Here is a 26,357-nt window from a genome sequence, read left to right as displayed (position 1 = left end):
AATACTAGTTCCTTTATTGCGGTACGCTCGCTTCTAGTGTAAATTGCAAGTCAGGAAAGAAATTAGAGGCGATCGCACTTTTAAGCGATATTGTGTCTGCTGGTATGCACCATCAATGAGTTGACAAACAGTTAAAGTTGGTTGTTTGGGCTTGCCGATGAATTGTAAGCCACCTAGACCGCGAAAGTCTACAATCCAATACTCTGGAATGTCAAGAAAAGCATATTCCTCTACTTTTCGTGCGTAGTCATCTTGCCAATTACTACTAACAACGTCAGCAACAAGTTTAATTGTACTACCGTTACAAATAATCGGTTCTTTTTGCCACAGTGGTTCGGTATTAAGCTTTGCTCGATCTAAAACTATGATATCTGGACGTAGCGCCGCTGTTGCTGAAGCAGCAGGTGGCTTAATTAAACACGTTTTGGGAATTAACCAGTTTAAATTAGAACGCAGAATTTCCGCATAAATTCTACCAGCAATGCTTCCTGCAACTTCTTCATGAGGACCTGTAGGTTCCACGTCACGTAGTTCTCCATCAATGAGTTCATAGCACGGGTTATCCCCGTATGAGGCTATAAATTCCTCAAAAGTTAGCAGTTTGGGTGAGGTATAGCTCATAGCTGGTGAGGTTTGCGGAGGTAGCCTCATTTTAGCTTAGAGGCATTGCTGCAATGTATGAATCGTTAAGCAATTTCATCTCTGGTAGCCCCCTAAATCCACGCCACTTGCTACAACGGAGGACACCTCCGCAACGCAGTGGCTCCCCACACGTGGGGGACTTTGAAAAAATTCAGTTCTCTCTACCCCCTTCTCACTCGCACCTAAAATTGGCTACGGTACATACACAAGTGATCTTAATTCAGTCAAGTCTCTAGCAAACTGCCTCCTAGCCTCCAATTCTGGGGAACCGAGATGCTCAAAGTCCCCACATGTGGGGGATTTAGGGGGCTGAAAAGCCTCGAATCGAAGCCGGTCAGATTTATGTGTACACTGTAGCCCAAAATTGGGGGAGAAGATAAGGATAAAACTTTTGTTCACGAGGCTAGGGGCACATCATACTCCCATTTAGCAATGGCGAATTAGTGTTAAATTATTGCTAATTTCTACTATTAGCTAGCACTGTTGCTAATCACCTACCGATGACTCTCGTTTTTTCGATAGAACAGTGGCATGAACTACTTGATTACTACCCTGCTACGGGCAACTTGGATGCATTTGAGACGCGCTACAAATTTTCGGAAAAACTAGGGCAAGGTTTTTTTCGGGAAATACAACTATCTTCGGGAATAGATTTAGAAATCTCCCATTATCGGTATCGTGATGATGTGATCTGCAAAGAATCGGTGCATGAGCATGAAGTGCAATTTATGCTCTTTTTGACTGGGGCTACTTACAATTCGGAGTATGCCCTTTTCGGTGGTAGACGCTGTTATCTATCTGGTAGTGGGATTGCACCTGCGAGTGTGGGGTGGTCAAAGCGATCGCAGCCATTTCTGCTTGTAGACGTGCATATAGAACCCGAATTGCTAGCAGATTTGTTTGTTGGCGATCCCAGACAGGCGGCAATTTTGGACCTGATGATTCGCACAAATGAGTGGAAACCGTCATTTTTGCCAACAGTGACTTTAGCCATACAAAAGATTGCGTGGCAAATTGTTCATTCACCGTTTACAGGTGAAATGCAGCGGTTGTATCTGCAAGCAAAAGTGCTGGAATTGCTGTCGTTGCTGCTAGAGGATGTTTTGGGCGATCGCGGTTTATCTGTGGTTTTTCCTGCGCTCAAATCTGCCACAATCGACTGTTTGCATCAAGCGAAAGCGATCTTGACGGCTGAATTTGAAAATCCGCCGTTGATTCCGCAACTGGCGCAGCAGGTGGGCGTAAGCGAACGCACATTGCATCGCGGTTTTCAGGCGTTATTCAAAACTTCGGTACTAGGCTACTTGATGCGGCGACGGATGGAACACGCAGAACATCTGTTACGCGCTGGTGATTATACCGTGGCGGAAGTTGCCAATATGGTAGGCTACGAGCATTTAGGGCATTTTGCGGCTGTGTTTAAGCGACAGTTTGGTTTGAGTCCGCGTGAATGTTTGGCGGGTAAAAAGGCAGTTTTGGGATAGACGCGATCGCTTTAGTTTTTTTACACTTCAGTACGGAATAAGAAATATTTGCAATAGATGATTGCAGAACTGGAGTGTGGTGAAGGTGCGATCAATTGTGTTTCGACTGTCGTGGGGCGTGGGTTTGTGGCTGGTTGCTGTAGGATTAATGTCGCCTGCTGCGGCACAGACGGAACGGGTTGTAGATGTTGAGGCATCGCGTACCGAAATCAAGCAGCCTGCAAGGACAATTGCCGAATGGCAAGCCCAAATTGTGCGATCGCTTGTTGAGATTACCGCAGTTCGAGTGTACCAGACGGAAACAGGGTTAGAAGTGGTGCTACAAACCACTGGCGAACTGGCAACACCAACGACAACAGTAACGGGCAATACTTTGATTGTAGATATTTCCAATGCAGTGCTGCTAGAAGAATTTTCTGCGGCTGAACCAACGGCGGGAATTGCGCTAGTAACGGTGACAATGCCTGGTGAGCGAGTACAGGTAGCGATTACAGGAACCGATGCGCCACCTGTGGCTGAGGTACAACCTGATGTGCAGGGATTGGTGTTAAGTGTATCACCGGATACAGAAAATATATCGGTAGAGGAAGATGAAATTCAAATAGTAGTGACAGGGGAGCAAGATGAGGGCTATAACCCGTCAAGTGCTAGTGTAGGAACCAGAACCGATACCCCACTGCGCGATATTCCCCAATCGATTCAAGTTGTGCCACAGGAAGTAATTAGAGATCAAAATGCCAACCGTCTAGGAGAAATTTTAGAAAATGTACCAGGCATAACAGGGTCATTTAGATCGCCTCGTTCAGTTTCCAATTTTTTTAACAGTCGGGGATTTGAACTTGAAGTCCTGAGAAACGGATCTCCAGATACCTTGGGGGCTGACTACAGCTACACCGTCTCCGATAATATTGAGCGTGTTGAAGTCCTCAAAGGACCAGCTTCCGTTCTCTTTGGTTTAGGAACCCTAGGAGGAGCAGCTAATATCATCACCAAAAAACCTCTACGAGAACCATTTTATTCAATTGAGGCTACCGTCGGTAGTTTCAATACCTATCGGGGTTCAATTGATTTATCTGGACCGCTCGATGAAAGCACAGATGATAACATAACCGTTTTGTACCGTTTGAATGCCAGTGCGAATACCACCGGAAGCTTTATTGACTTTTTCGAGCGACAAACTTACCTTGTGGCACCTAGTTTAACCTGGCAAATTGGTGAGCAAACAAGACTAACGTTCGATGCTGAATACCAAAGAATTACTGGAACAAAAACAGATTATGGTCTTCCAGCAGAAGGAAGTGTACTCCCAAACCCCAACGGTGAAATTCCTAGAAACCGCTATAGAGGTGAGCCTTCATTAGAAAATGATGATGATACCGACCTGTACCGGATTGGCTACGATCTTGAATATCGGTTTAGCGAAAACTGGCAAGTTCGTAGTAGCCTCCAAACCGTGTTTTGGAAAGAAAATGTTAGGGTAAATGTCCCTCTAAGTTTTTTAGACAATAAACGAGAACAGCCCAGGCTCTATATCCAGTCTGACAATTTTCTTGAAAGCTATCAACTAGACAACTATGTAGCTGGAGAGTTTTCAACTGGCAGTATTCAACATCAACTAGTAGCAGGGTTTAACCTTTATAGAGAAGACCTTCGTTATACTGATGGCATCGAAGGAATCCTGCCTGCAATCGACGTTTTTAATCCTGTCTACGGAGCAATTACTTTAGCGGATTTGTCAGATCCAATACCTGATCAAGATGCAAGATTCCTAACCCAGGGGCTAGGGTTGTACCTGCAAGACCAAATGACTCTGGCAGAAAATCTGAAAGTGCTTCTCGGTGGACGCTTTGATATTGTAGAGCAAGAAGCTGCTTTTGTTCCCTTTTTCCAACGTGCGTCTCAGCAAGAACAGGCTTTTAGTCCACGGATTGGAATTGTTTACCAACCCATTGAACCCATTGCACTCTATGCAAGTTATAGCCGCTCATTCTCTCCAGCACAAGGCAGAGCAGTTGATATCAGTAGTCAATTCAAACCAGAGCGAGGCACACAGTACGAGATTGGTGTAAAAGCAGATATCACCGACAGACTTTCAGCAACACTTGCGTTGTTCAATTTAACTCGTACTAATGTTGTAACCACCGATCCAAACAATCCTTTACTTTCTATTCAGACGGGTGAGCAGCGCAGCCAAGGCGTTGAGCTAGATTTATCCGGCGAAATTTTACCTGGATGGAACATTTTTGCAGGCTTCGCACTAATTGATGCAGAAATTACTGAAGATAACACTCTACCTGTTGGCAATCAATTGAATAATACGCCGAGGACTTCTTTCAATTTATGGACTACCTACGAACTACAGTCTGGAAGCCTGCAAGGGCTGGGCTTTGGTCTAGGTGTCTTTTATGCTGGAGAACGGCAAGGCGATCTAGATAACTCCTTTCAATTACCCAGCTACGTTCGCACAGATGCCGCAATATTTTATACACGAAATAACTTCCGAGCCGCTCTAAACCTCAAAAATTTATTTGATGTTGAGTATTTTGCCTCAGCTAATGGTAGGAACAATGTTTATTTAGGAGACCCATTTACTGTGCAGGGAACTCTTTCCTGGGAATTTTAATTTATTCTAGCTTGGTGCAGATCTGTAAGTACAACTTGGTGTAAACAATTTAAGTATTTGCCAGAGTTTCATTGACTTTTACCAAGCTAGAGGTTTTCTATTGATTCCAGTTCCCAGTTAGGGCTTTAGCATAGTCAAAATGATGAAAAAACAGTCATGTCGTCTAGTTAAGCTGTTCTTACTAATGACTTTTGCCTTACTCTTAATTACAGCTTGTCACCAAACTTTTACCCAAAGACCTGATATCTCCTTGAAGCCTTCTGCTGAGTGCCGAATCATCCAGCACGACTTTGGCGAAACTTGCGTTCCACTGAAACCACAGCGTATTGTTACATTATCTCCTGAAAACAATCTTGATGCCCTCATCGCTCTCGGTATCAAGCCCGTTGGATATACTAGCTACGATATTCTAAACAAAGGAAAGCAAAGTCTCTTTGGTGCATCGCTTGATGCAGTTGCAGGTGCTGAGTATGTTGGGAATGTCTATCAACCTTCCTTTGAAAAAATTCTACTGCTCAAACCTGACTTGATCTTATTATCCCTCGACGCTCATCTATATGAATCATTATCAGCGATCGCACCCACTGTTTCAGTGCCTTCTCCATTTTCGGATCTTATATCCACAGACCAAGCTTTCTTTAAACAAAACCTTCGCTATATTGCTAAATTACTTAATCAAGAATCAAGATCAGAGGAAATTCTAAAAGAATATGAAGAACGAATTAATCAGTTGAGGGAAAAATTAGGGAGGCAGTTGCAGCAGTTAGAGATCGCTGTAATTTTTTATGGTGAGGATGTCATTTATACAATTAACAATCAAATGAATTCTTTAATTCCTAGTATTTTTAATGATATTGGGTTGCGCTACAAGTTTCTGTCTAGTGATAGAAATTTGATGAAACCACCACTCAGCATTGAAACGATTCGTGAGTATGATGCTGATATCCTATTTATCATAAATATTGCTGAAAGACCATCAAGCTTCTATTTTCAACATCCAATATTTAGAAACTTAAAAGCTATCAAAAATAATCGAGCCTATGTTGTCAATCAAGAAGTTTGGAGTGCAGCAGGCATATTAGGAGCGAATAAAGTATTGGATGACTTGTTTAAATACTTACCAGAAGGTACATAAAACTTCTACTTTTTTTGAAAAATCACTATGAATTTTAATATAGTTAATCTCGATTAGTCTACGTTTCAACATTACTCCCCCAAATAACAACCCAAAAAATTACACCATACCCAGTAGAATAATATCTCTGTGAAGGCTGCTTGTGCGATCGCCTTTTATTCAGCTAACGAGGTGAGCGATCGCGCTCAATAATTCTGAAAAGAGGGGCGTTTCTCTACAAGACGGCAAAACCGATCAGGGTTTGTGGACAGAGCGATCGCCTCTTGTCGCCCCTCATCTTTTGCTTCGCGAATGGCGCGAGGTTCTTCAAATAAATTCAGTCCCAACATTATGATTTGTACTCGTTACTGTACATTTTGTGCTAACCAATTTTCTAAATCAGACAAATTAGTAAAATCTAATAAAGCTATGCGCAAAGCGCAGGCTACGCCAACGCTGAGGTTTTCGAGGACAGGTAACGGTAGGGAAGTGATGCGCGATTGTGCTTTGCACACACTACGCGATCGCATTTTCCTCATCCTATTAAAGTCAAGCAGTGCTTCGCTAAAATTTTTGACAACAGTCAGGAGTAAACTGGAAATAGCTGCAAAGTTATACTTTAAGATTTTGACAAAACAATGCTTAAAAGCTACGAAGCGACGATTGAGAACGGTCAGCTAAAATGGCTAGGGGATGAGCCAAAACTATCATCTGCTCGTGTAATTGTGACGATTTTAGAGGATACCACACCACGAGTGAAGCGCCGTACTCCTCCTGCTTCCATTGCAGGTAAAGGTGAAACCTTGGGTGATTTGGTGAGTTCTGTGATTGAAGAACAAGATTGGGAATGTCTCAAGTAATTGTTTTGGATACTCATATTTGGGTTTGGTTTGTTACCCAAGAATTTGAGCTATTTCCATCTCACTGGCGAGAGATAATTGAAACGGCTGATCGAGTTGGAATTTCACCTGTATCCTGCTATGAAGTCGCTTTAGCACAGCAAAAAGGGCGGCTAAAATTGCCTTGTAGTGTTGAGCTTTGGCTTCAAGATGCTTTGGAACCAACAGGTATTTCATTATTTCCACTAACTGCCAAAATCGCCTATCAAGCAGTCAACTTATCACCTGTACATAAAGACCCTTTTGACCGTTTAATTATCGCTACAGTGCTTATTTATGAAGCAAAGCTAGCGAGTATTGACGGCTTGTTTTCTCAGTATTCAGAACTCGATACACAGTTAATGAAATCGTGAGATCAATAACTGTTGTGTTACTACATTTAGGCAGTCACTGAAGCAACCTAATTTTTATAATTGATCGGGGTCTTCACCTAATTCTCGTAGTCGTTACGCGAGTCTTTCGGCGCGTTGTTGTGCTTGTTGCGATCGCCCTTCTGCTGTTAAATAACGATTTCCTTGCTGATCCTACCATGCTAACCCTTCTTGCTGTGTTGGTTCCAACGGCATTGTATAGCGACCAATTCCCAAACCTACCTCTGACATCCAATAAGGTTCACCACTTTGCAACTGATATTTACCATTTACCAGCTTGTACACTTCAAAAGGTTGATGGCAATCTCTTCGCCAAAATGAATTATAAATGATGTAATACAATACACCTAAACGAGCGTAGATCTCCATCTTTTCGTCATATTCATTGCCGTAGGTATGTGAAACCAACTCTAACGTCAAAATCGGTGGAATTTCATTTTCTTCCCACATTACATAACTCAAGCGTCCTCGCCCTTGACGCTTAGGCTTCCAACGTTCTACACCCAAACTCAAAAAACCATCAGGAATCACAGGTAGTCTGATATTTGTACCCTTAGTGTAATAAATTCCCATATCCACGCCGAAGAACCAATCGTTGCGATTTGCCCAAATCATCTTCAATACAAACAGCAGGACATTGGGCAAAAAGTTTTGATCCTCGCTTCGCGACGGCGAAACGCCTACATTATCCACAGGCGTATCATCAGAACAAGGTAGTTCTTCACTGGTAGGTAGGGATTACTTGAGATCAGGTGCTAGCATTGTCCCTCTTTAAGTTAGTGCCTTTATTGTATTTCACTTTATACTTGTGCGGCGATCGCCTCAATTAAAAGCGCAATTACGCACCCATTCCCGAATACTGTTTTAATCCTCTTCGCCACAGCCAGCGATTGACAACAAAAAATAACGCAATCCAACCTAGCATCACTAAAAATCCTTGTAACACATTCACAGATAAACCAATTAATAGCGATGCTGGAAAATCAATCAAATAAGGAAATGGCGTCCAAAGTAATACGTTGCGTATATTTTCTGGAAACATTTCTAACGGTGCAATTAAACCGGAAAAGAAGAGATAAAATAAAAACCAAAAATTTTCAATTGCGTTGGCTCTTTCTGTCCAAAAGGCAAATAAAGCAAATGTGTATTGAATGAGAAATCGAAGAATAAACGCAAAAATTACTGTCACTACAAATAGTAGAATATTACTTAGGCTTGGTATCCAAATAGCTTGCGGATAAAGAAAGAAAAATAAGGCTACCAATAATAAAGCAAACGGCAGACGTGCTAATCTTTCAGAAAGATGCGAGGCGACATGGTGCCATACCGGATCGAGCGGTTGTAATAATCTTGGTGACAGTTTTCCTTCAACAACTTCTTTCTCAAATTCATAAATTACCCAAACAACAGTAAATTGTCGGACAACAAAAACTGTAAGAAAGTAACGCGCAAAATCTTCAGGACTTAGCCCAAATTGTCCGCTTTGAGCCGCTTGTGTCCACACTCCCATTAAAATGAGTGGTAGACTACCAGACAAAGCCCATAAAAATAGCTCGGCGCGGTATTCGAGCATATATGCGTAGTAGCTGGTAAGCAGAACTCGGGCTTTTTTGAAGATTGAATTCATGACACACCACCAGCGCTAAATACACGACCGATGACTTCTTCGACGGGTGGATCGGTGACAGTTAAGTCGATGACTTCTAACTCTGCCAAAATTTGGGCGACGGTACGGGTTAAGGCTTCGCGTTGCACTAAAAAACGTGCTGATTGTCCTTCTACAGACTTAATTTCACCGTAATGCATCAGCTTTGCTTCGGGTAAAGGGTGCGCGAGTTCTACCTGCACTTCGCGGTAAGGGGCAAATCGATCGATAAGTCCTTCTAAACTGCCATCGTAAATCAATTGTCCTTGGTGGATAACAAGTACACGTTTGCACAATGCGCTAATATCTGCCATGTAGTGACTGGTTAACAGAATTGTCGCGTCATATCTTTGGTTGTATTCGCGTAAAAATTTGCGTACTCCCACTTGGGCGTTAACATCAAGTCCTAGCGTTGGTTCGTCTAAAAATAGTACTTTGGGTTGATGTAATAATGCTGCCATCAGTTCGGCTTTCATGCGTTCGCCCAGCGACAGTTTGCGCACAGGTTGGTTTAACTTACCTTGCAGTGACAACATTTCTGTGAGTTCGCCGACACGCTGACGGTATTCTTTATCTGAAAGGTTATAGATTGCCGCGTTGATCTTTAATGTGTCTAGTGCGGGTAAATCCCAAATTAACTGCTGCTTTTGCCCCATGACAAGCGTAATTTGTTTTAAAAACCCAGGTTTGCGTTGAAAAGGGATGTATCCAGCTACTCGCACGCGCCCTGCTGAAGGGTGAATTAAACCTGTCAGCATTTTAAGCGTAGTAGTTTTACCTGCACCATTTGCCCCCAAAAAGCCAACAACTTCGCCTGATTCAATCTCAAAGGAAACTTGTTTGACGGCTTCTACCATGCGGTAGGTGCGGCGAAAAAAGTGTTGTATGGTTCCTTTTAGTCCAGGTTCTTTGACAGCGACAGGATAAACTTTACTTAAGTATTCAGCCGAAATGATGGGCATAAAAAGGGGTCAGGGGTCAGAGGTCAGAGGTCAGGGGCTATAGTGATGAATGACTAATGATGCGAGCATTTTTGCCTGCAATTGGCGAATTTTCACTGAAGCGCTCCATGAACAATAGTAATCAAAATTTGAATCAGAATGCAGAGTGACGCTTACGACTGGATTGAACAATCTCTTGCTACTATCCACAAAGCTGATTGGTATCGTACTGTGCAGACGATTCAGGGTCGTTCGGGAGCTATTGTACAAATGCATGGGCGATCGCTTATCAATTTTGCCAGTAATGATTACCTCGGATTAGCCAGTGACGATCGCTTGATTCAAGCTGCGATTGCGGCAACACAAACCTATGGTACAGGTAGTACAGGGTCGCGGTTACTCAGCGGACATCGCGAATTACACCGTGAATTAGAAGGCGCGATCGCCTCGCTCAAACAAACTGAAGATGCTCTTGTCTTTAGTTCAGGCTATCTTGCCAATATTGGTGTCATTTCGGCAATTGTCGGTAAACGCGATTTGATTTTATCAGATCAATACAATCACTCATCGTTAAAAAATGGGGCAATTCTCAGCGGTGCAACGGTGATTGAATATTCGCATTGCGATCTGGTATCGCTCCTAACGCATCTTCAACAACGCGATCGCTATCGTCGCTGTCTAATTATCACCGATAGTGTTTTTAGCATGGATGGCGATTTATGTCCTTTACCAGAGCTACTCGATTTAGCAGAACATTACAATTGTATGTTGTTAGTCGATGAAGCTCATGCAACTGGGGTATTGGGGAGTGGTGCTGGGTGTGTAGAACACTTCGGCTGTACACAACGCCAGCTAATTCAAGTTGGTACGCTCAGTAAAGCGTTAGGAAGTTTAGGCGGCTATGTTGCTGGAAGCAAAATATTAATTGATTTCTTGCGCAATCGCGCTCCTAGTTGGATATACACTACTGCGCTTTCACCTGCAAATACGGCAGCAGCTTTAGCAGCGATTTGCATTATTCAGCAGGAACCCGAACGGCGTCAACAGTTGTGGCGTAATATTGATAACTTGAAGCTCCTCTTACATCAACAGTTACCACACTTAAAATTACTACCGTCTGAATCTGCAATTCTTTGCTTATTATTACCTAGTCCCGCGAGTGCTTTAACTGCGGCTCATTCTTTGCAAGATGCAGGGATTTTTGCGCCAGCCATTCGCCCGCCTACAGTACCCACAAGCCGGATTCGGCTTTCACTGATGGCGACGCATACGTTTGCTCATATCAAGCAACTTGTCGATGTTTTGAGCGCCATCGACATAATTTCACCTAAATCTGCTCGCGACGATCGACAATGACAACCTTAGGATCGTCACTAACAGGCTCGGTGTATTCTGTACTGCGAGTTACTTTGGGTGTTGTATTGTCATCAAGATTTTGAACCTCAGTAGCGGCTGGAATATCATACACGCCAAACTCTTGAATGCCTCGATTCATTAAAATTGCTTCGGCGTTGATGATGTCTTGTGTCGTACCATCCACAATGACTAAATAACCACCACCAGCAACTTGTTCATTGTAGATTCTTGCTCGTTCTTCGGGAATACCTAAACCAAGCAATGCACCGAGTAAACCGCCCGTTGCAGCACCAACTGCACCTCCGGCGATCGCACTCGTTAAAGCTGAAGCGACTTCTCCAGCAAATAATACTGGACCTACACCAGGAACGACAAGACTACCCAAACCAACAAGTAAGCCTGTAATTCCTCCCAATACACCACCTGTCAAGGCTCCGGCTGTTGCCCCTTCACCGGCTTTATTATCAAAGGTGTCGTTCACATCAATTCCAGCGATTTCGTCTTGAGTTGCTTCGTCGCGGGCAATGATCGAAATGTTGTCTATAGAAAAACCGCGATCGCGTAGATCATTGATTGCTTGTTCTGCATCTAAATAACTCGAAAATACACCAATTGCACGTCTTTTTAGATCATTTACCATTTTTTACCACCTGACTTATGGTTGCAAGAATTTATATGATGTGATACTTGAATTTCTATCAAATTAATTCCTAGGACATCATCAATCTAAGGAAATACAATAAAATATAAAAAATTAATAGCTTTTTAGAGATTGTTGTTTTTGTTTTATCTTTAATGTGCAAATAAAACCTTTAGCTTGACTGCAAAACCAACTGTAAATAAAGTAATTTTAGAGTGCAAAATAATTATTAATGCATAGCAAATTATAACTTATATGTTTATTTCAAAACAAAAGATATGTAAATTGAAAAGCATTTAATTCGCTGCCTTGACATACATAAAGATAGCTGAAACAAGAATGTATTAAACTAAAGCTTACTTGCGCGAACTAATTAGTTATTGAAGAAAACAGCTAGCCTCAACGGAAATTGCGACTCATGAGTTCGGTTCTACGACTGCCCTTGAAGACCAAATCTCGATATCTTATGTATTGAGATCAAGATTAAAGCACTACAAGCAATGGCGAGTTGAAGGGGTGAGTACTGGTGCGCAAATGGATAATCCCAACACTGAGTGAAATACTAGCGAGCAACGACGCACAGCACGGCGGCTATGGTAGCAATTCTTGCCTAGTGTCTCCAACTAGCGAAGAATGTACTTTGGCAGATAAGCCTGTCAAAGCAGCGCAGCAATGGCACGTTGCGATCGCCGCCTTAGAGAACCTACTACGACAAACACTTCTTCAAGACACGGTTGATGAGAATTGCAGTGCATCGCCGCAAGGAGTTGTGTTGGCAAGTTTTGCACCAGCGATCGCCAATCCCCAACTTATTAGCAAGCTACCCGCGTGGACTTTTACTAAAGATTCTTGGCAGCATCAACTACTTCCAGCAGATGTTACTTGCGTTGCGGCACACAAAACTTTACAATTAGCTGCCGAATCAGGAATTCCATTACCGTTGCTTCCTGGAGATCCGCTAGCACAGGAACAGTTTTGTTTAGTGTTAACCGCACAGTTTAGCTTTGTGATGGTTTTAGCCGAAAACGGTGGCGTACCAATATTTTTATTTTCGTTTGAACCAGAAGTCGTTGAACAAGCGTGGTATGCGCTGCGAGCAAGAGCCGCGCTGACAACTTCTGAGTCAGTATTACATCTTGATAAATTAGTTCAACAATATTATCCCATCGCGCCAGATTACCAAACAGTCATGCACTTTAGTCGCTTGCTGTTGCGGCATATGCCAGAAGTGCCACACGAAGAAGTGCGTGATAGTGCAATCCGAAATCATAACTCGGAACTTGGTTCCTCCGCACCGCGCTCCGATGTAGAGTTACTGCAAGCATTTGCGCATGAAGTGCGGACACCGTTAACAACGATTCGGACATTGACTCGCTTGCTCCTCAAGCGCCGCGACTTGGCGACTGATGCGCTCAAACGGTTAGAAATCATTGACCATGAGTGTACCGAGCAAATCGACCGCATGGAACTTTTATTTCGTGCAGCAGAACTAGAAAAGTGTACTGCTAAGCACTCAGGTACTTATTTAACGGCGATGTCATTAACGCAGGTACTACAGCAAAGTGTTCCGCGTTGGCAAAAACAAGCGAGTCGGCGTAACTTGACTTTGGATGTTGTTTTACCGCAGCAGCAGCTACCAACCGTCGTTAGCGATCCAAAAATGCTGGATCAAGTATTAACAGGGCTAATTGAAAACTTTACGCGCAGCTTACCGCCAGGAAGCCATATCCAAGTGCAAGTTATTCCTGCGGGAGATCAGTTAAAGTTGCAATTGTTGCCTAAGTCTCAGCTAGGCGAAAACGATAAAGGACAACAATCTACAGTTCCACCGATTCGCAAGTCACTAGGGCAGTTACTCACGTTTCAACCCGAAACAGGCACTATTAGTTTGAACATTACAGCTACTAAGCAGCTGTTTCAAGCAATTGGCGGTAAACTCATCGTGCGCCAACGCCCGCACGAAGGCGAAGTTTTAACGATTTTCTTACCATTGGACGTTAAGCAGACCGAATATTGCAGTTAGACCTAGCAAAACGACAACTCATTCGATAAACTTTTAATTAGATATCGGTCTAATTAGAGAAATGGAACAAGATATCATGCGATCGCTGCTGCGCTTTTTTAAAGTGCTAGCCGACGAAAGTCGATTGAAGATGCTGGGGATTCTAGCGAATCGAGAATGCAGTGTGGAAGAATTAGCTGTATTACTGCAATTGAAAGAACCAACGGTATCGCATCATCTCAATAAGCTCAAAGAGTTGCAGTTGGTAAAAATGCGCGCTGAAGGAAATACCCATCTGTATCAGCTAGACACTGAAGCTTTGCAAGGTATCAGCAAAGAGATTTTTTCGCCAAAGCAGATTGCTTCGTTAGCTGAAAATATCGAAGGCGAAGCCTGGGAACGTAAAGTATTGCAAAACTTTCTCGTTGATGGACGACTCAAAGAAATTCCGGCAAGTCGCAGAAAGCGCGTTGTCATTCTCAAGTGGTTAGTAAACCAATTTGAAACAGGAGTCAAGTACCCTGAAATTAAAGTTAATACTATCCTCAAGCGCTACCACGAAGACTGCGCCACACTACGTCGCGAACTGATCGGCTATCAATTCATGCAACGCGAGAATAGTATTTACTGGCGCATACCAAATGAGGAGCGTGGGGCTAGGGGCGAGGAGTGAGTGATTAATTTTGAGTTTTGTTCGCGTAAGCGCGCCGGAGGCAATTATTAATAGATTTTTTTAACTCAACCCTTATAACTTTCTGTTTCGCACTCACCCCATCCCTTCTGCTCACGCCACTTGCACTCAAAGGAGGGAACCTCCGCACGACACTGGCTCCCCTACGCCTTCAACTTCCCGACCTGTCAGAAGTATCTACAGGTAAAAGCACATTAAAAGTCGAACCTTCTCCCAAGCGGCTTTTGACTGAGATCGAGCCACCACAGCGTAAGAGAAGTTGTTGCACAATGGTTAAGCCTAGCCCTGCACCACTACCATCTTCACCAGCGGCGGGGCGGACGCGATAGAAGCGATCGAAGATCTTAGGAATTTCACTCGGTGCAATACCAATACCTGTGTCGCGAAATTCGAGTTGGACAAAATCGCCTTGCAGACGCGATCGCACCCAAACTTGACCGTTAGTAGGAGTAAACTTGATGCTGTTGTGCAATAAGTTAATCACAATTTGTTTAAGCCAAGCACTCACACAAGAAACGGAAGGTAAATCCTCAGGTACGGTGTAAGCAAGCATAATGCCTTTTTCGGTTGCCAATGGCTGATATGTACTGACAACACCAGGGACAATTTCACTTAAGCGCACTGATTCTAAAGGTGTTTGTACCGCACGTTCAAGCTGGATTAAGTCTGATAAACCATTAATGAGCGAGTTTTGGCGATCGCATTCTGTACTAAGTACTTGCAAATACCTTTGTTTTTGTGCAGGTTTAAGTTGCGGAGAATTGAGTAAACTGAGTGCCATTTTCATATGCGCTAAAGGTGTCCGCAGTTCTTGACACAACTCACTTACAAACTCATCTTTTAAAGAAAAACTACTTTGCTTTTTCGTCCGAGTAGCTTTATTAAGTGCGCGATCGCGGCGTAATTTAGTCCGACTGCGAATTTGTTCTTGGTGATGAATTTGCTTAGTTAAGATTTGATTTAAAAATAACGGTTCAGGAATTGCTGGAACTTCTAGAGTTAACGTAGCTGATTGACTAATGCTTTTAAGACTATTAAGTACTGGTTGAATCACACGTCCTTCAAACGAGTAAAACGCAACTAAAGGCGGTTTTTTGCGGATTGCAGTCGGGGATGCATTTTCTTTGAGTTTCTGTTGTCGCTGCTTTGGTCCGAGTCGGTATGCAAGGATGAGACCACAAAAATCGCTAGCGGCGATCGCCAAAAAATATTCTCGACGCAACTGATTATTTAGTTTAAGCGGAATGGGAACGTTAGGAAACTTGAATTTGTCAGCATTGTCGCCGCCTTGGGGAAGAATCATGTATGTAGTATGCGGCTGCTGTACTTGGCTGTGGTAACGCTGAATTTCTGCGTGCCAAATTTCACCTGGTGGTAGCTTGAGCCATAGCGTCGCTGGAATTTGATGTTCAATCAGGACATCTATTGTCGCCCTGACTAATGAAAGCAAAGTTGCAGGGCTGACAGCTAAAAGTTGCGGGGGCGGTTCTACGTTGAGAATAGACTTATAAAGCGAATCCATAGTGAGTAATATTGTTTTGCTTTAAAGTTGCTACCTAGGGGAAGCAGAGGCAGCAGAGGTGCAGAGGAAGAATAAAATGAGGGGTAACTCAAAACTCGCGCACTAGTCACTAGCCACTAACTACTAACCACCACTCCCTTGCATCATTTGGGCGTTGTGTCTTTCTTGCAAAGCAAATCTTGCTTGTTCGCGATCGTCAAAGTGGATTTTTTCTGTTCCTAAAATTTGGTAGTCTTCGTGACCTTTCCCCGCAATAAGTACGCCATCTCCTGGTTGGGCTTCGAGGATCGCTGTACGAATCGCACTCGCGCGATCGCCGATTACTTTTGGCTGTACGGTTTTGGGAATTCCGGCTAAAATATCTTGCAAAATGCGTTCGGGGTCTTCAGTACGCGGGTTATCTGACGTGACAACCGCGATATCTGCAAGTTGCGCGGCAATTGCTCCCATTTTCGGACGCTTCGTGCGATCGCGATCGCCACCACAACCAAACACGCAGATCATCTTACCTGGAATAAACGGTCGCGAGGCTTTGAGTAAATTTTCTAAACTATCAGGTGTGTGCGCGTAATCGACAATCACGCTAATATCTTGCTTGGCATCGATTTGCACGCGTTCCATCCGCCCAGGAACTTCCGTAAATTTTGGTAAAGCTTGGGCAATTAATTCTAAATCTACACCCAGGTGTAACGCTGCGGCAACAGATGCCAACATATTTGAAAGGTTGTACTCGCCGACTAAAGGCGAACGAAACGCAATATCTCCTTTGGGTGTATGCAGCATTCCACTCACACCCGTCGGTTCATAGTTTAGATCGCTCGTCCAAAAATCAGATCCCTCCGCATTGTGGACGCTATAGCGCCATAGTTGCTGCGCAGGTATTTGTGCAATGAGTCTTTGTCCGTAAGCATCATCCGCATTAATCACCGCGCGTCCTTGAAGATAATCAGGGCTAAATAACAGTGCTTTCGCCGCAAAATAATCTTCCATATCCTTGTGGAAGTCAAGGTGGTCTTGCGTTAAATTTGTGAACACCCCAACTTCAAACGGACAGCCCATCACCCGCCCTTGGGCTAAAGCATGGGAACTCACTTCCATCACGCCCCACTGACAACCCGCGTCACGGGCTGCGGCTAGTTGCTGCTGAAGTTCGACGGCGAAGGGTGTAGTGTGCGTTGCGGTTTGCTCATAACCTTGCCATCGCGTGTAGAGAGTTCCCATCAATGCAGTGGGAAATTGCGCTTGCGTCAGAAAAAATTCAATGAGGTGCGTTGTTGTCGTTTTGCCATTCGTACCCGTCACCCCTACAAGTTTGAGTTGTTTTGCAGGGTAGCCATAAAAAGCCGCAGCCGAAGAGGCGCAGGCTTCTACCATATCAGTTGCCACAATGACACAAGCATCCGTTGTCACGGGCTGTTTTTTTGCCGCATCGGTGGAAATTAACGCGGCGATCGCGCCCGATGCGATCGCACTTTGCCAAAATTCGCCGCCATCAACTCGCGTCCCTGGCATTCCAATAAACAGATCTCCTGCTTGACAAGCATGAGAGTTTGTTTTTAACCCCGTAACTTCCGTATCGATTGCTGCGTGTTGGGGTACTTCGACAACACTTGCAATATTTTTCAACAATTCGCGCAATTTCATGGCATCAACTCCTCACAACAAAAACTCAAAAGACCCCAAAATCACTCACCCGCTGACCCCTGTACGGGCAAGGCACCGCCTTGCCCCTCTGACCCCTGACCGCTACACATAAGGCACCGCCTTGCCCCTCTGACCTCAGACCCCTGACCGCTGCCACAAACACACATCCTTTACTCTGAATCATGAGTTTTGAGATATTTCTGTAGCAATTGCTCCAACTGCGACACACTGGCGCGGGGGGAAGGACGAGGAATTTGCGTTTCTTTGCCATTGTTGTCCTGACACAGGACTGGAACTTCATACTGATACGTCTCAACCCAATCTGCACGAGTTGTAATGTCTCGTACTTCCAAATCGAAGCTGAATGAGTGAATTTGTGCCAATTTTTCCTCCAATCCCTCACACAAATGGCACCCTGGCTTACTGTATAAGATTAATCGCATTTTAGAGAAACTACTTTATAAAAAACAAAGGCTCGACGTAAAAAATCAAAAGCTTTCACCCATGCCATATTTAGATATTCTGGATGTAGGAGAAATAACCAAAGAATTGACATGAGCTTTTCGACCGAATCTCAGACGCAGACTGATAGTTTTGATTTAGATCAACTTAACCAGAGATTTGATACTGCTCATCCAAGAGAGATTTTAGCTTGGTGCGTTGAGCATATTGTAAAGGGACTAGTGCAAACGAGTGCCTTTAATGTTGATGATATGGTCATCACTGATATCTTATACCGCGACCTCAAGCACGCAGTTCCAGTCATTTTTCTCGACACGTTACATCACTTTCCCCAATCATTAGAATTTGTTGCCAAAGCGAAGGAAACGTACAACCTTGACTTGCGCATCTATAAAACTCCTGATGTAAACACGCGGGAAGCATTTGCCGCTAAATATGGTGAAGCCTTGTGGAACAAAGATATCGAGAAATTTCACCACGTCACAAAAATTGAACCTTTGCAGCGTGGTTTGGAGGAACTCAACACCGTTGCTTGGATTACGGGACGACGTCGCGACCAAGCTGTGACCCGTGCCGATATGCCAGTATTTGAATTAGATGCCCAACAGCGTCTTAAGGTGAATCCTTTGGCAAGTTGGACGCGTAAAGATTCCTGGAATTATGTTTTCCAACACAATGTCATTTACAACCCACTCCACGACCAAGGTTATCCCAGCATCGGCGACGAACCAATCACCACCCCCGTCGCTGAAGGCGAAGACGAACGCGCAGGACGCTGGCGCGGTATGGGTAAAACTGAATGCGGAATTCATATCTGATCAGAGGTCAGGGAGTTGAAGGAGCAGGGGAGCAGAGAAAGCAGAGGAAGCAGAGGAATAGTGTTTTATATAACTCACCACTCACCACCCACCAGTAACAACTAGCCACTTATGCTAAAAATCCTCCACCTATCCGATATTCATATGGGGAGTAGCTTCTCCCACGGACGCATTGACCCTCAAACAGGAACTAATACACGATTAGAGGATTTTGTCAAGACTTTGGCGCGGTGTATTGACCGTGCGATCTCAGAACCGGTTGACCTTGTTGTTTTTGGTGGCGATGCGTTTCCCGATGCAACTCCACCACCGTTTGTCCAAGAAAAATTTGCGAGTCAGTTTCGCCGCTTGGTCGATGCGCAAATTCCCACAGTTTTATTAGTCGGTAATCACGACCAACACTCGCAAGGACAAGGCGGGGCGAGTTTGTGTATTTATCGAACTTTGGGTGTACCAGGATTTATTGTTGGCGATCGCCTCATGACGCACCACATCCAAACGCGTAATGGTCCAATTCAAGTGATTTCGCTACCTTGGCTAACGCGTTCAACGCTGCTAACGCGCCCCGAAACCGAAGGATTGTCTTTAGCTGAAGTTAATCAACTACTTATTGATCGCCTGCGTGTCGCCCTCGAAGGTGAAATTCGTAGCCTTAACCCAGAAGTACCAACGGTGTTATTAGGGCATCTCATGGTTGATAATGCGTCTTACGGTGCTGAACGCTTTTTAGCTGTTGGTAAAGGCTTCACAGTACCGCTATCCTTACTCACTCGTCCTTGTTTTGATTACGTCGCGTTAGGACACGTCCATCGCCACCAGAACTTGAATAAATCAAATGACCCGCCGATTATTTACCCAGGAAGTATTGAACGCGTAGATTTTAGCGAGGAAAAAGAAGATAAAGGCTATGTAATCGTCGAAGTCGAACGCGGTAAAGTGCAGTGGGAATTTTGTCCTTTACCTGTGCGCACATTCTGCACAATTGATGTAGATGTCTCGAATGCTGCTGATCCGCAAGCAAAAATATTAAAGGCGATCGCACAAAAAAATATTGATGACGCTGTTGTGCGTCTTATTTATAAGCTACGTTCTGAACAACTAGACCAAATCGATACAGCATTGTTGCATCAAACATTAAGCCCAGCGCATACTTACACCATTCAACCCGAATTAATTAGCCAACTCGCACGTCCACGCGTACCCGAACTAGGAACAAGTAACACGATTGACCCGATAGAAGCCTTGAGAACTTATTTAAACAATCGGGAAGACCTTAAAGATATCTCAGCCCCGATGTTAGAAGCTGCACACAAGTTGCTAGCGGGTGATACTGAAGAATGGTTCAATCTAGATCCAAATAGCACAGACAACGCAGCCGCTAGCAGCCAAGAAGCTACAAACATTACAGATCGTCAACTGCGCTTACTTTAAAGACGACCTAACTATAGCGTCAGAGGTCAGAGGTCACGGTTAAGCTCTAGTTAGAGAAATCACTGTGAACATTTATAGTGTCCTAACTTTATTGACTAGGGCTATAGTTGCTAAATACACGATCAGTAAGTGGTGAAAATATAAGATTAGTAATTAATCGCTATCTTAGACTAGCGATTGGCTATTGGCTGGTGTTCGATGAAAGTTTCTATTATTTATTAACTTAATTAATAGCGACTAAGTGCCAAATTATAGGCATGAGTGTTTAGTATTAAGCTATCTTGAATCAAAGCTTAAAAGTGAGTAATTTAGTAATTATTCTTGATTTTCGCTAAGAAATTGAAACTCAGCATGACTTCAAACTGAGAATTATTAACACTAAACAATTGGTAGTTAATTACGCACTTGCATTCGGTAAAAGCTAAGTGCTAGAGGTTTATTGATTACCTCTTTTTAATTATCCAACCTGGAAAAGTGTAGTACCATTTCACTTTGAAGTCGCTACAAATAGGCAGCTTCAGGTGCAGAAAAAAAATGATTTGTAGTTTTTATTTAATGAAATGGTGTAACCCCTAATACTTTTGTAGAATTAGACAATTCTTAAGCTGCTCAAATGCGAAGTCTAATTTTTCAGCATAATTACGGATGTGCTAGGAATTTATGGCTTTTATAAGTAGATAGGATGCGAAAATCTACAGATAAAGCTGTACGCATCATTGCCAATAACACTCACACTTATTGGTTTTAAGCTCTCTCTGTTGTATGCGATCGCCAAATTCCCGTAAAAACTAGTAAGTTTTACTGAAAATCTATCAATTATGCTATTAAAAACTACTGACACTTATCTAAAAAAAGAATGTGTTCAATCAATGCTTCAGACAAGAGAGTAATGTAAACAGCTAACAGCTAGTTTCGTCTTGATGTCAACATTTTTTATGTAATAACTGTAATGAAGTATGTTGTTTTGGCGAAGTATAATTTATTACTAAACTTATTAAATATATGAGGGTGCTGAAACCAAACCTATTGCTGAAAATACCGAATAGTAAGGCGCACAAGTCTGGTGGAGTTACATTACATCGATTGCTTATTGTACCTTTTATACTACAAATTTTTACAGTTGTAGGAATTGTTGGATATTTCTCGCTGCGTAATGGACAACAAGCAGTCAACGACTTGGCGTATCAGTTGATGGATAAAGTCAATCGTCTTGTGACACAGCATCTAGATAGCTATCTATCAACTCCTCAGGAAATTAATCAGCTGAATATTGATGCCATTCAACTGGGAATATTAGACTTACAAAACTTTGACACAGCAGGACGTTACCTTTGGAAACAGATGCAGGTGTATGATGTTAGCTACATCGGTTATGCGCTCACGACAGGTGAACTGGTTGCATCTGGGCGATATTTAGATGGTAAGGGCGTAACTATTGATGAACTCTCGTCGCGTACTCAAGGAAAAGCATACACTTACGCAACGGATAATCAGGGCGATCGCACGCGAGTTTTAAGAGTATATGACAACTATCAACCGTTGAGGGAATCTTGGTATACGTATGCGGTCAAAGCAGGAAAACCTGTGTGGAGTCCAGTATATACCTGGAACGATCCGGCAGGTCACTTGTTAATTTCAGCAAGTCATCCAATTTACGATCAAGACAAAAAACTCATTGGTGTGTTTGCAGCAGATTTCTTACTAACTAAGATTAGTAATTTTATTCGGAGTTTAGATATCAGTCCTTCAGCAAAAATTTTTATTATTGAGCATGATGGCAAGTTAATTGCTAGTTCGAGTACAGAAAAACCATTTACACTTCTTCAAGGCAAAGCCCAAAGACTCAATGTTTTACAAAGTCAAGATGTATTAATTCGAGCAACAGCAAAGTATTTATACAATGAATTTAACGGCTTTACCACAATTAGTATTAGCCAGGAACTAAATTTTCAGTACAATAATGAACGTCATTTTGTCCACGTAACACCGTGGAAAGACACACTTGGACTTGATTGGTTAGTGGTGGTGGTTGTGCCTGAATCTGACTTCATGGCACAGATTAATGAAAATACAAAAATAACAATTATTTTTTGTTTATTAGCAATGCTACTGGCTACGCTTTTAGGAATGTTGACCTCGCGATGGATTACCCAGCCGATTCGAGAACTCAGCGCAGCTAGCAAAGCGATCGCCTATGGAGATTTAGACCAAAAAGTTGAGATTAAAGGAGTCAGAGAACTGGATGTCTTATCGCAGTCATTTAATCGGATGGCATTACAACTCAAAGAATCCTTTGAACAGCTAGAAACAAGAGTAGAAAAACGCACAGCCCAACTCAACGAAGCTAAACAAGCTGCCGAAGCTGCGAATCGTGCTAAAAGTGAATTTCTTGCTAACATGAGTCATGAATTGCGTACTCCTTTAAATGCAGTTCTTGGCTTTACAACATTGATGAATCAAGACGCCTCCCTCACCGCTGAACAACGAGAAAATCTAAAAATTATTAATCGCAGTGGCGAACACTTGCTGACATTAATTAATGACGTTCTTGATATGGCAAAAATTGAGGCAGGTCGTATTACATTAAATAAAAAAAACTTTGACCTATATAGCCTTTTAGATACAATTGAAGAAATGTTCTCCTGCAAAGCTCAGTTAAAAGGCTTACAGCTACAAATTGAGCATACCTTAGAAGTCCCTCGCTACATTAATTCAGACGAAATCAAACTACGCCAGATTCTGATTAATCTTGTCGGCAATGCGATTAAATTTACACAAGAAGGCTATGTGTTTTTGCGCGTAACAACCGTAGAGAATCAAGATACAACACCAAAGCCCACTCCACAAACAACACTACATTTTGAGGTAGAAGATACGGGAATAGGAATCGCAGCGCATGAAACCGAAATGCTATTTAAACCTTTTGTGCAAACGGAAACAGGGCGAAAATCCGAACAAGGAACAGGGTTAGGTTTAGCGATCACGCACAAATTTGTTCAACTAATGGGAGGCGCAATTACACTCAGTAGCAAGTTAGGAAAAGGCACGATTTTCCAGTTCGATATTCCCGTTGAACTCGCCGAAGCTACATCACAAGAAACTGAGACTCAACGCGTTATTGGTTTAGAGCCAGGACAACCACAGTATCGGATTTTAGTCGTTGACGATCACTTAGCGATGCGCCGTATTCTGAAACAAACGCTAACTAACATTGGGTTTGAGGTACGCGAAGCTGAAAATGGTCAAGACGCGATCGCGCTGTGGAACATCTGGGAACCACACTTCATCTTGATGGATATGCGGATGCCGATTGTCGATGGCTATGAAGCAACTCAATATATTAAATCCCAACCAAAAGGTCAATCAACAATTATTGTTGCTTTCACGGCTAGTGCGTTTGAGCAAGAACGAGCAACTGTCTTAGCAACAGGTTGCGATGATTTTATTCGTAAGCCGTTTCGCGAAGAAGTTATTTGGGAAAAGCTCAAGCAACATCTTGGTGTCCGTTATATTTATGAAAATCCACGTTCAATTCGCGAAACGCTGCAAGAAGTAGCCCCAGGTTACGTGCTAAATGCTGACAACCTCAACTTTGTGATGCCAACTGCGTGGATCGCGCAACTGCACGATGCAGCAGCGAAACTTGACGCTGAAACAATAGCACAACTCATTACAGAAATTCCTACAGATTATGCATTCCTAGCACAAGCATTGCAACAAAAAGTAAATAACTTTGACTTTGATCAAATTATCGACTTAGCTCAGCCATCCTCGTTATGAATAGCTCTCCCCTTGATGCATCACGCACAATTTTAATCGTTGACGATGTTCCTGAAAACCTGCGCGTCTTGTCCAAAACTTTGTTAGGACAAGGCTATCAAGTCCGCTGTGCGAAGAATGGTGCTATGGCATTGATGGGAGCTAATACCGCCCCACCCGATGTGATTCTCCTCGATATCAAAATGCCCGATCTTGATGGCTACGAAGTTTGTCGTCGCCTGAAAGCTTCGCCCACAACGCGCGATATTCCAGTGGTTTTCTTGAGTGCTTCGGATGATGTGCTTGATAAAGTCAAAGCTTTTGAAGTCGGCGGAGTAGATTACATTACGAAACCGTTTGAGATTGCAGAAGTTTTAGCCCGCGTTCAAAGTCAGATTGCGCTGCGAAGTGCCAAAGCAGAAATTTCTCAACTCAATACCCAACTCGAACAACGCATTCAACAGCGTACTTTACAACTACAAGCAGCTAACCAACAGCTACAACGCGAAATCGGAGAACGCAAACTTGCAGAAAAACGGCTACAAGAAAGTGAAGAACGACTTGAAAGTATTTTAAATTCCCTAGAAGAAGTTGTGTGGTCAGTTTGTCCAAAAACCCGCAAGCTTTTTTATCTCAATCCGGCTGCGCAAAAAGTTTATGGTCGTCCTGTTGCTGAATTTTTTGAGAATCCCAATTTGTGGTTAGAAGCGGTGCATCCAGAAGATCGCCGCAAAGTTGAGCGATCGCATCAAATGCTACTTCAACAAGGCAGTGCCGAGTTAGAGTATCGAATTTTACAACCTGATGGTCGTGTACGATGGGTGAGTACTCGTAGCCGCGTTATCTACGAAAATGGTGTTGCTGTTCGCCTCGATGGCATTGTTTACGATATTACACGCCGCAAGCAAGCCGAGGAACAATTAGTGTACGATGCCTTGCACGATGCGTTAACGGGTTTACCCAATCGCAATTTATTTATGGAACGCTTAGAAAGCGCGTTACACCGCGCCAAGCGCAATACTAATTATTTATTTGCGGTACTTTTTATCGACTTAGATCGCTTTAAGGTTGTTAATGATAGTTTAGGTCATACTTTAGGCGATCAATTATTATGTGCGATCGCCGATCTGCTTCAACAATGCTTACGCTCTACTGATACAATTGCTCGGTTTGGTGGTGATGAATTTACAATTCTCCTCGACGATATCAAAGATATCACAGATGCGATCCGCATTGCCGAGCGACTCCAAGCACAACTCACCGCACCATTCCAACTCGAAAACCACACAATTTTTTCGAGTGCAAGTATCGGAATTGCCCTCTCTTCGCCAAGCTATCTTGAAGCACAAGATTTACTCCGCGATGCTGATATCGCCATGTATCAAGCTAAAGAACAAGGTAAGGCACGATACGCCATCTTTGACCAAGAAATGTATCAAAAAACTCTAAAACTCTTACGCTTAGAAAGCGATCTACGACAAGCGTTAGAACGTCAGGAGTTTTGCCTCCACTACCAACCAATCATTTCGTTAACGACAGGTAAATTAACAGGTTTTGAAGCATTAATTCGGTGGCGACATCCTCAACGCGGGCTAATCTCCCCCACAAATTTTATTTCTGTCGCTGAAGATATTGGCTTGATTGTGACTATCGGCGAATGGGTGCTACAAGAAGCTTGTCGTCAGCTTCACGTTTGGCAAGCACAATTTCCGCATTTGATGCCGCTTAAATTAAGTGTTAATATCGCTGGACAACAAATTAGAGAACCAAATTTTATTCACCAAATCGACCGAGTTTTAACTGAAACTGGATTGGATGGCAGTTACTTACAATTAGAAATTACTGAAAGTACACTGATTGAGTATGCACAAGAAACCGTTCGGACTTTACTAGAAATTAGGTCGCGACGAATTCAGTTAAGTATTGATGATTTTGGTCAAGGTTATTCATCTTTAAGCTATTTACATCGGTTTCCGATAAATAGTTTGAAAATAGATCGCTCTTTTGTGAGTGGAATGCATTCCAATGGTGAAAACTATGAAATTGTCCGCACAATTACGACGCTTGCGCATATTTTAGGAATGAATGTAGTCGCAGAAGGTGTGGAAACACCTGAACAATTTTCAGTACTAAGAACTTTAGGCTGTGAATTTGGTCAAGGATATCTCTTCGCAAGATCTTTGAATTGCGCCTCAGCTACTGCTTTAATGGCTAATAACCCTCAATGGTTAGAATTGACTGAGCTAAACCAGCCTTTGTAAATAGTAAACCTCCGACTTTCTTCGGGGCTATCCAAGCAAAGTTTCAAGAGTT

At 43.1% G+C, this 26,357-nt stretch carries 21 protein-coding genes and 1 pseudogene; 12 read left to right on the top strand and 10 right to left on the bottom strand.

The genetic code is table 11. From position 1 onward, the window contains the following. Window positions 1–13 precede the first annotated feature (13 nt). Window positions 14–621 (bottom strand): annotated as a pseudogene (locus tag GLO7428_RS14080) (Uma2 family endonuclease). 521 nt (window positions 622–1,142) lie between these two features. Between GLO7428_RS14080 and GLO7428_RS14075 the strand changes: the two are divergent. The 3 genes from GLO7428_RS14075 to GLO7428_RS14065 all read left to right on the top strand — a co-directional run bounded on the left by GLO7428_RS14075 (window position 1,143) and on the right by GLO7428_RS14065 (window position 5,884). Next, on the top strand, window positions 1,143–2,126 hold the full coding sequence (locus tag GLO7428_RS14075) for a helix-turn-helix transcriptional regulator (RefSeq protein ID WP_015189232.1): 984 nt from the start codon (window positions 1,143–1,145) through the stop codon (window positions 2,124–2,126). An 85-nt stretch (window positions 2,127–2,211) separates the two neighbouring features. Then, on the top strand, window positions 2,212–4,749 hold the full coding sequence (locus tag GLO7428_RS14070) for a TonB-dependent siderophore receptor (protein ID WP_015189231.1): 2,538 nt from the start codon (window positions 2,212–2,214) through the stop codon (window positions 4,747–4,749). 250 nt (window positions 4,750–4,999) lie between these two features. After that, the gene (locus GLO7428_RS14065) at window positions 5,000–5,884 is read left to right on the top strand and encodes an iron-siderophore ABC transporter substrate-binding protein (RefSeq protein WP_196797368.1); all 885 of its coding nucleotides are present in this window, start codon (window positions 5,000–5,002) and stop codon (window positions 5,882–5,884) included. A 185-nt stretch (window positions 5,885–6,069) separates the two neighbouring features. Here the strand turns inward: GLO7428_RS14065 and GLO7428_RS27900 are convergent, their stop codons facing one another. Both GLO7428_RS27900 and GLO7428_RS27340 read right to left on the bottom strand, forming a co-directional pair. After that, window positions 6,070–6,213, bottom strand: a complete 144-nt coding sequence (locus GLO7428_RS27900; RefSeq protein WP_015189230.1) for a hypothetical protein — start codon at window positions 6,211–6,213, stop codon at window positions 6,070–6,072. A gap of 15 nt (window positions 6,214–6,228) precedes the next feature. After that, window positions 6,229–6,393, bottom strand: a complete 165-nt coding sequence (locus GLO7428_RS27340) for a DUF4351 domain-containing protein (RefSeq protein ID WP_196797367.1) — start codon at window positions 6,391–6,393, stop codon at window positions 6,229–6,231. Window positions 6,394–6,501: 108 nt separating this feature from the next. On the opposite strand from GLO7428_RS27340, the gene GLO7428_RS14060 reads away from it, so the two are divergent. Together GLO7428_RS14060 and GLO7428_RS14055 are read left to right on the top strand one after the other, a co-directional pair. Next, the gene (locus GLO7428_RS14060) at window positions 6,502–6,723 is read left to right on the top strand and encodes a hypothetical protein (protein WP_015189229.1); all 222 of its coding nucleotides are present in this window, start codon (window positions 6,502–6,504) and stop codon (window positions 6,721–6,723) included. Then, window positions 6,711–7,115 (top strand): type II toxin-antitoxin system VapC family toxin, encoded by a 405-nt coding sequence (locus GLO7428_RS14055; protein ID WP_015189228.1) that lies wholly within the window; start codon window positions 6,711–6,713, stop codon window positions 7,113–7,115. The genes GLO7428_RS14060 and GLO7428_RS14055 overlap by 13 nt, the downstream gene beginning before the upstream one ends. A 171-nt stretch (window positions 7,116–7,286) precedes the next feature. On the opposite strand, the gene GLO7428_RS14050 is transcribed toward GLO7428_RS14055, so the two are convergent. The 3 genes from GLO7428_RS14050 to GLO7428_RS14040 form a co-directional block, all read right to left on the bottom strand. Further along, window positions 7,287–7,826 (bottom strand): Uma2 family endonuclease, encoded by a 540-nt coding sequence (locus GLO7428_RS14050; RefSeq protein ID WP_339366820.1) that lies wholly within the window; start codon window positions 7,824–7,826, stop codon window positions 7,287–7,289. 145 nt (window positions 7,827–7,971) lie between these two features. Continuing rightward, a complete protein-coding gene (locus GLO7428_RS14045; RefSeq protein ID WP_015189227.1) occupies window positions 7,972–8,760 on the bottom strand; it encodes an ABC-2 family transporter protein in 789 nt (262 codons plus the stop codon). Next, entirely contained in the window at window positions 8,757–9,740 is a 984-nt protein-coding gene (locus GLO7428_RS14040) for an ATP-binding cassette domain-containing protein (RefSeq protein WP_015189226.1), read from the bottom strand. The genes GLO7428_RS14045 and GLO7428_RS14040 overlap by 4 nt, the downstream gene beginning before the upstream one ends. 138 nt (window positions 9,741–9,878) lie before the next feature. Between GLO7428_RS14040 and bioF the strand changes: the two genes are divergently transcribed. Beyond that, on the top strand, window positions 9,879–11,075 hold the full coding sequence (gene bioF / locus GLO7428_RS14035) for an 8-amino-7-oxononanoate synthase (RefSeq protein ID WP_015189225.1): 1,197 nt from the start codon (window positions 9,879–9,881) through the stop codon (window positions 11,073–11,075). On the opposite strand, the gene GLO7428_RS14030 is transcribed toward bioF, so the two are convergent. Beyond that, window positions 11,047–11,715: a general stress protein gene (locus GLO7428_RS14030; protein ID WP_015189224.1), complete on the bottom strand. Its 669-nt coding sequence runs from the start codon at window positions 11,713–11,715 to the stop codon at window positions 11,047–11,049. The two genes, bioF and GLO7428_RS14030, sit on opposite strands and share 29 nt — an antisense overlap. Before the next feature lie 526 nt (window positions 11,716–12,241). Between GLO7428_RS14030 and GLO7428_RS14025 the strand changes: the two genes are divergently transcribed. Continuing rightward, on the top strand, window positions 12,242–13,738 hold the full coding sequence (locus GLO7428_RS14025; protein ID WP_015189223.1) for a sensor histidine kinase KdpD: 1,497 nt from the start codon (window positions 12,242–12,244) through the stop codon (window positions 13,736–13,738). Between the two features lie 61 nt (window positions 13,739–13,799). Further along, a complete protein-coding gene (locus GLO7428_RS14020) occupies window positions 13,800–14,390 on the top strand; it encodes a metalloregulator ArsR/SmtB family transcription factor (protein ID WP_041918636.1) in 591 nt (196 codons plus the stop codon). Between the two features lie 169 nt (window positions 14,391–14,559). On the opposite strand, the gene GLO7428_RS14015 is transcribed toward GLO7428_RS14020, so the two are convergent. The 3 genes from GLO7428_RS14015 to GLO7428_RS26760 form a co-directional block, all read right to left on the bottom strand. Beyond that, window positions 14,560–15,930 carry a DICT sensory domain-containing protein gene (locus GLO7428_RS14015; RefSeq protein ID WP_015189221.1) on the bottom strand — a complete coding sequence of 457 codons (1,371 nt, stop codon included), beginning with the start codon at window positions 15,928–15,930 and terminating at the stop codon, window positions 14,560–14,562. A gap of 123 nt (window positions 15,931–16,053) precedes the next feature. After that, a complete protein-coding gene (locus GLO7428_RS14010) occupies window positions 16,054–17,574 on the bottom strand; it encodes a UDP-N-acetylmuramoyl-L-alanyl-D-glutamate--2,6-diaminopimelate ligase (protein WP_015189220.1) in 1,521 nt (506 codons plus the stop codon). 170 nt (window positions 17,575–17,744) lie between these two features. Next, entirely contained in the window at window positions 17,745–18,017 is a 273-nt protein-coding gene (locus GLO7428_RS26760) for a glutaredoxin family protein (RefSeq protein ID WP_015189219.1), read from the bottom strand. A gap of 111 nt (window positions 18,018–18,128) precedes the next feature. Here GLO7428_RS26760 and cysH point away from each other — a divergent pair, with 111 nt between their 5' ends. The 4 genes from cysH (at window position 18,129) to GLO7428_RS13985 (ending at window position 26,305) form a co-directional block, all read left to right on the top strand. Next, complete coding sequence (gene cysH, locus GLO7428_RS14000; RefSeq protein ID WP_015189218.1) at window positions 18,129–18,854, top strand: phosphoadenosine phosphosulfate reductase; 726 nt, start codon at window positions 18,129–18,131, stop codon at window positions 18,852–18,854. A 111-nt stretch (window positions 18,855–18,965) separates the two neighbouring features. Further along, window positions 18,966–20,285: an exonuclease subunit SbcD gene (sbcD, locus tag GLO7428_RS13995; protein WP_015189217.1), complete on the top strand. Its 1,320-nt coding sequence runs from the start codon at window positions 18,966–18,968 to the stop codon at window positions 20,283–20,285. 1,083 nt (window positions 20,286–21,368) lie between these two features. Next, window positions 21,369–24,065: a hybrid sensor histidine kinase/response regulator gene (locus GLO7428_RS13990; protein ID WP_196797366.1), complete on the top strand. Its 2,697-nt coding sequence runs from the start codon at window positions 21,369–21,371 to the stop codon at window positions 24,063–24,065. Next, on the top strand, window positions 24,062–26,305 hold the full coding sequence (locus GLO7428_RS13985; RefSeq protein WP_015189215.1) for an EAL domain-containing protein: 2,244 nt from the start codon (window positions 24,062–24,064) through the stop codon (window positions 26,303–26,305). Before GLO7428_RS13990 ends, GLO7428_RS13985 begins: the two co-directional genes overlap by 4 nt. Window positions 26,306–26,357 lie beyond the last annotated feature (52 nt).

This window comes from Gloeocapsa sp. PCC 7428 (genome assembly GCF_000317555.1).
GTDB lineage: Bacteria > Cyanobacteriota > Cyanobacteriia > Cyanobacteriales > Chroococcidiopsidaceae > Chroogloeocystis.
This window is presented reverse-complemented; position numbering and strand designations above follow the sequence as displayed.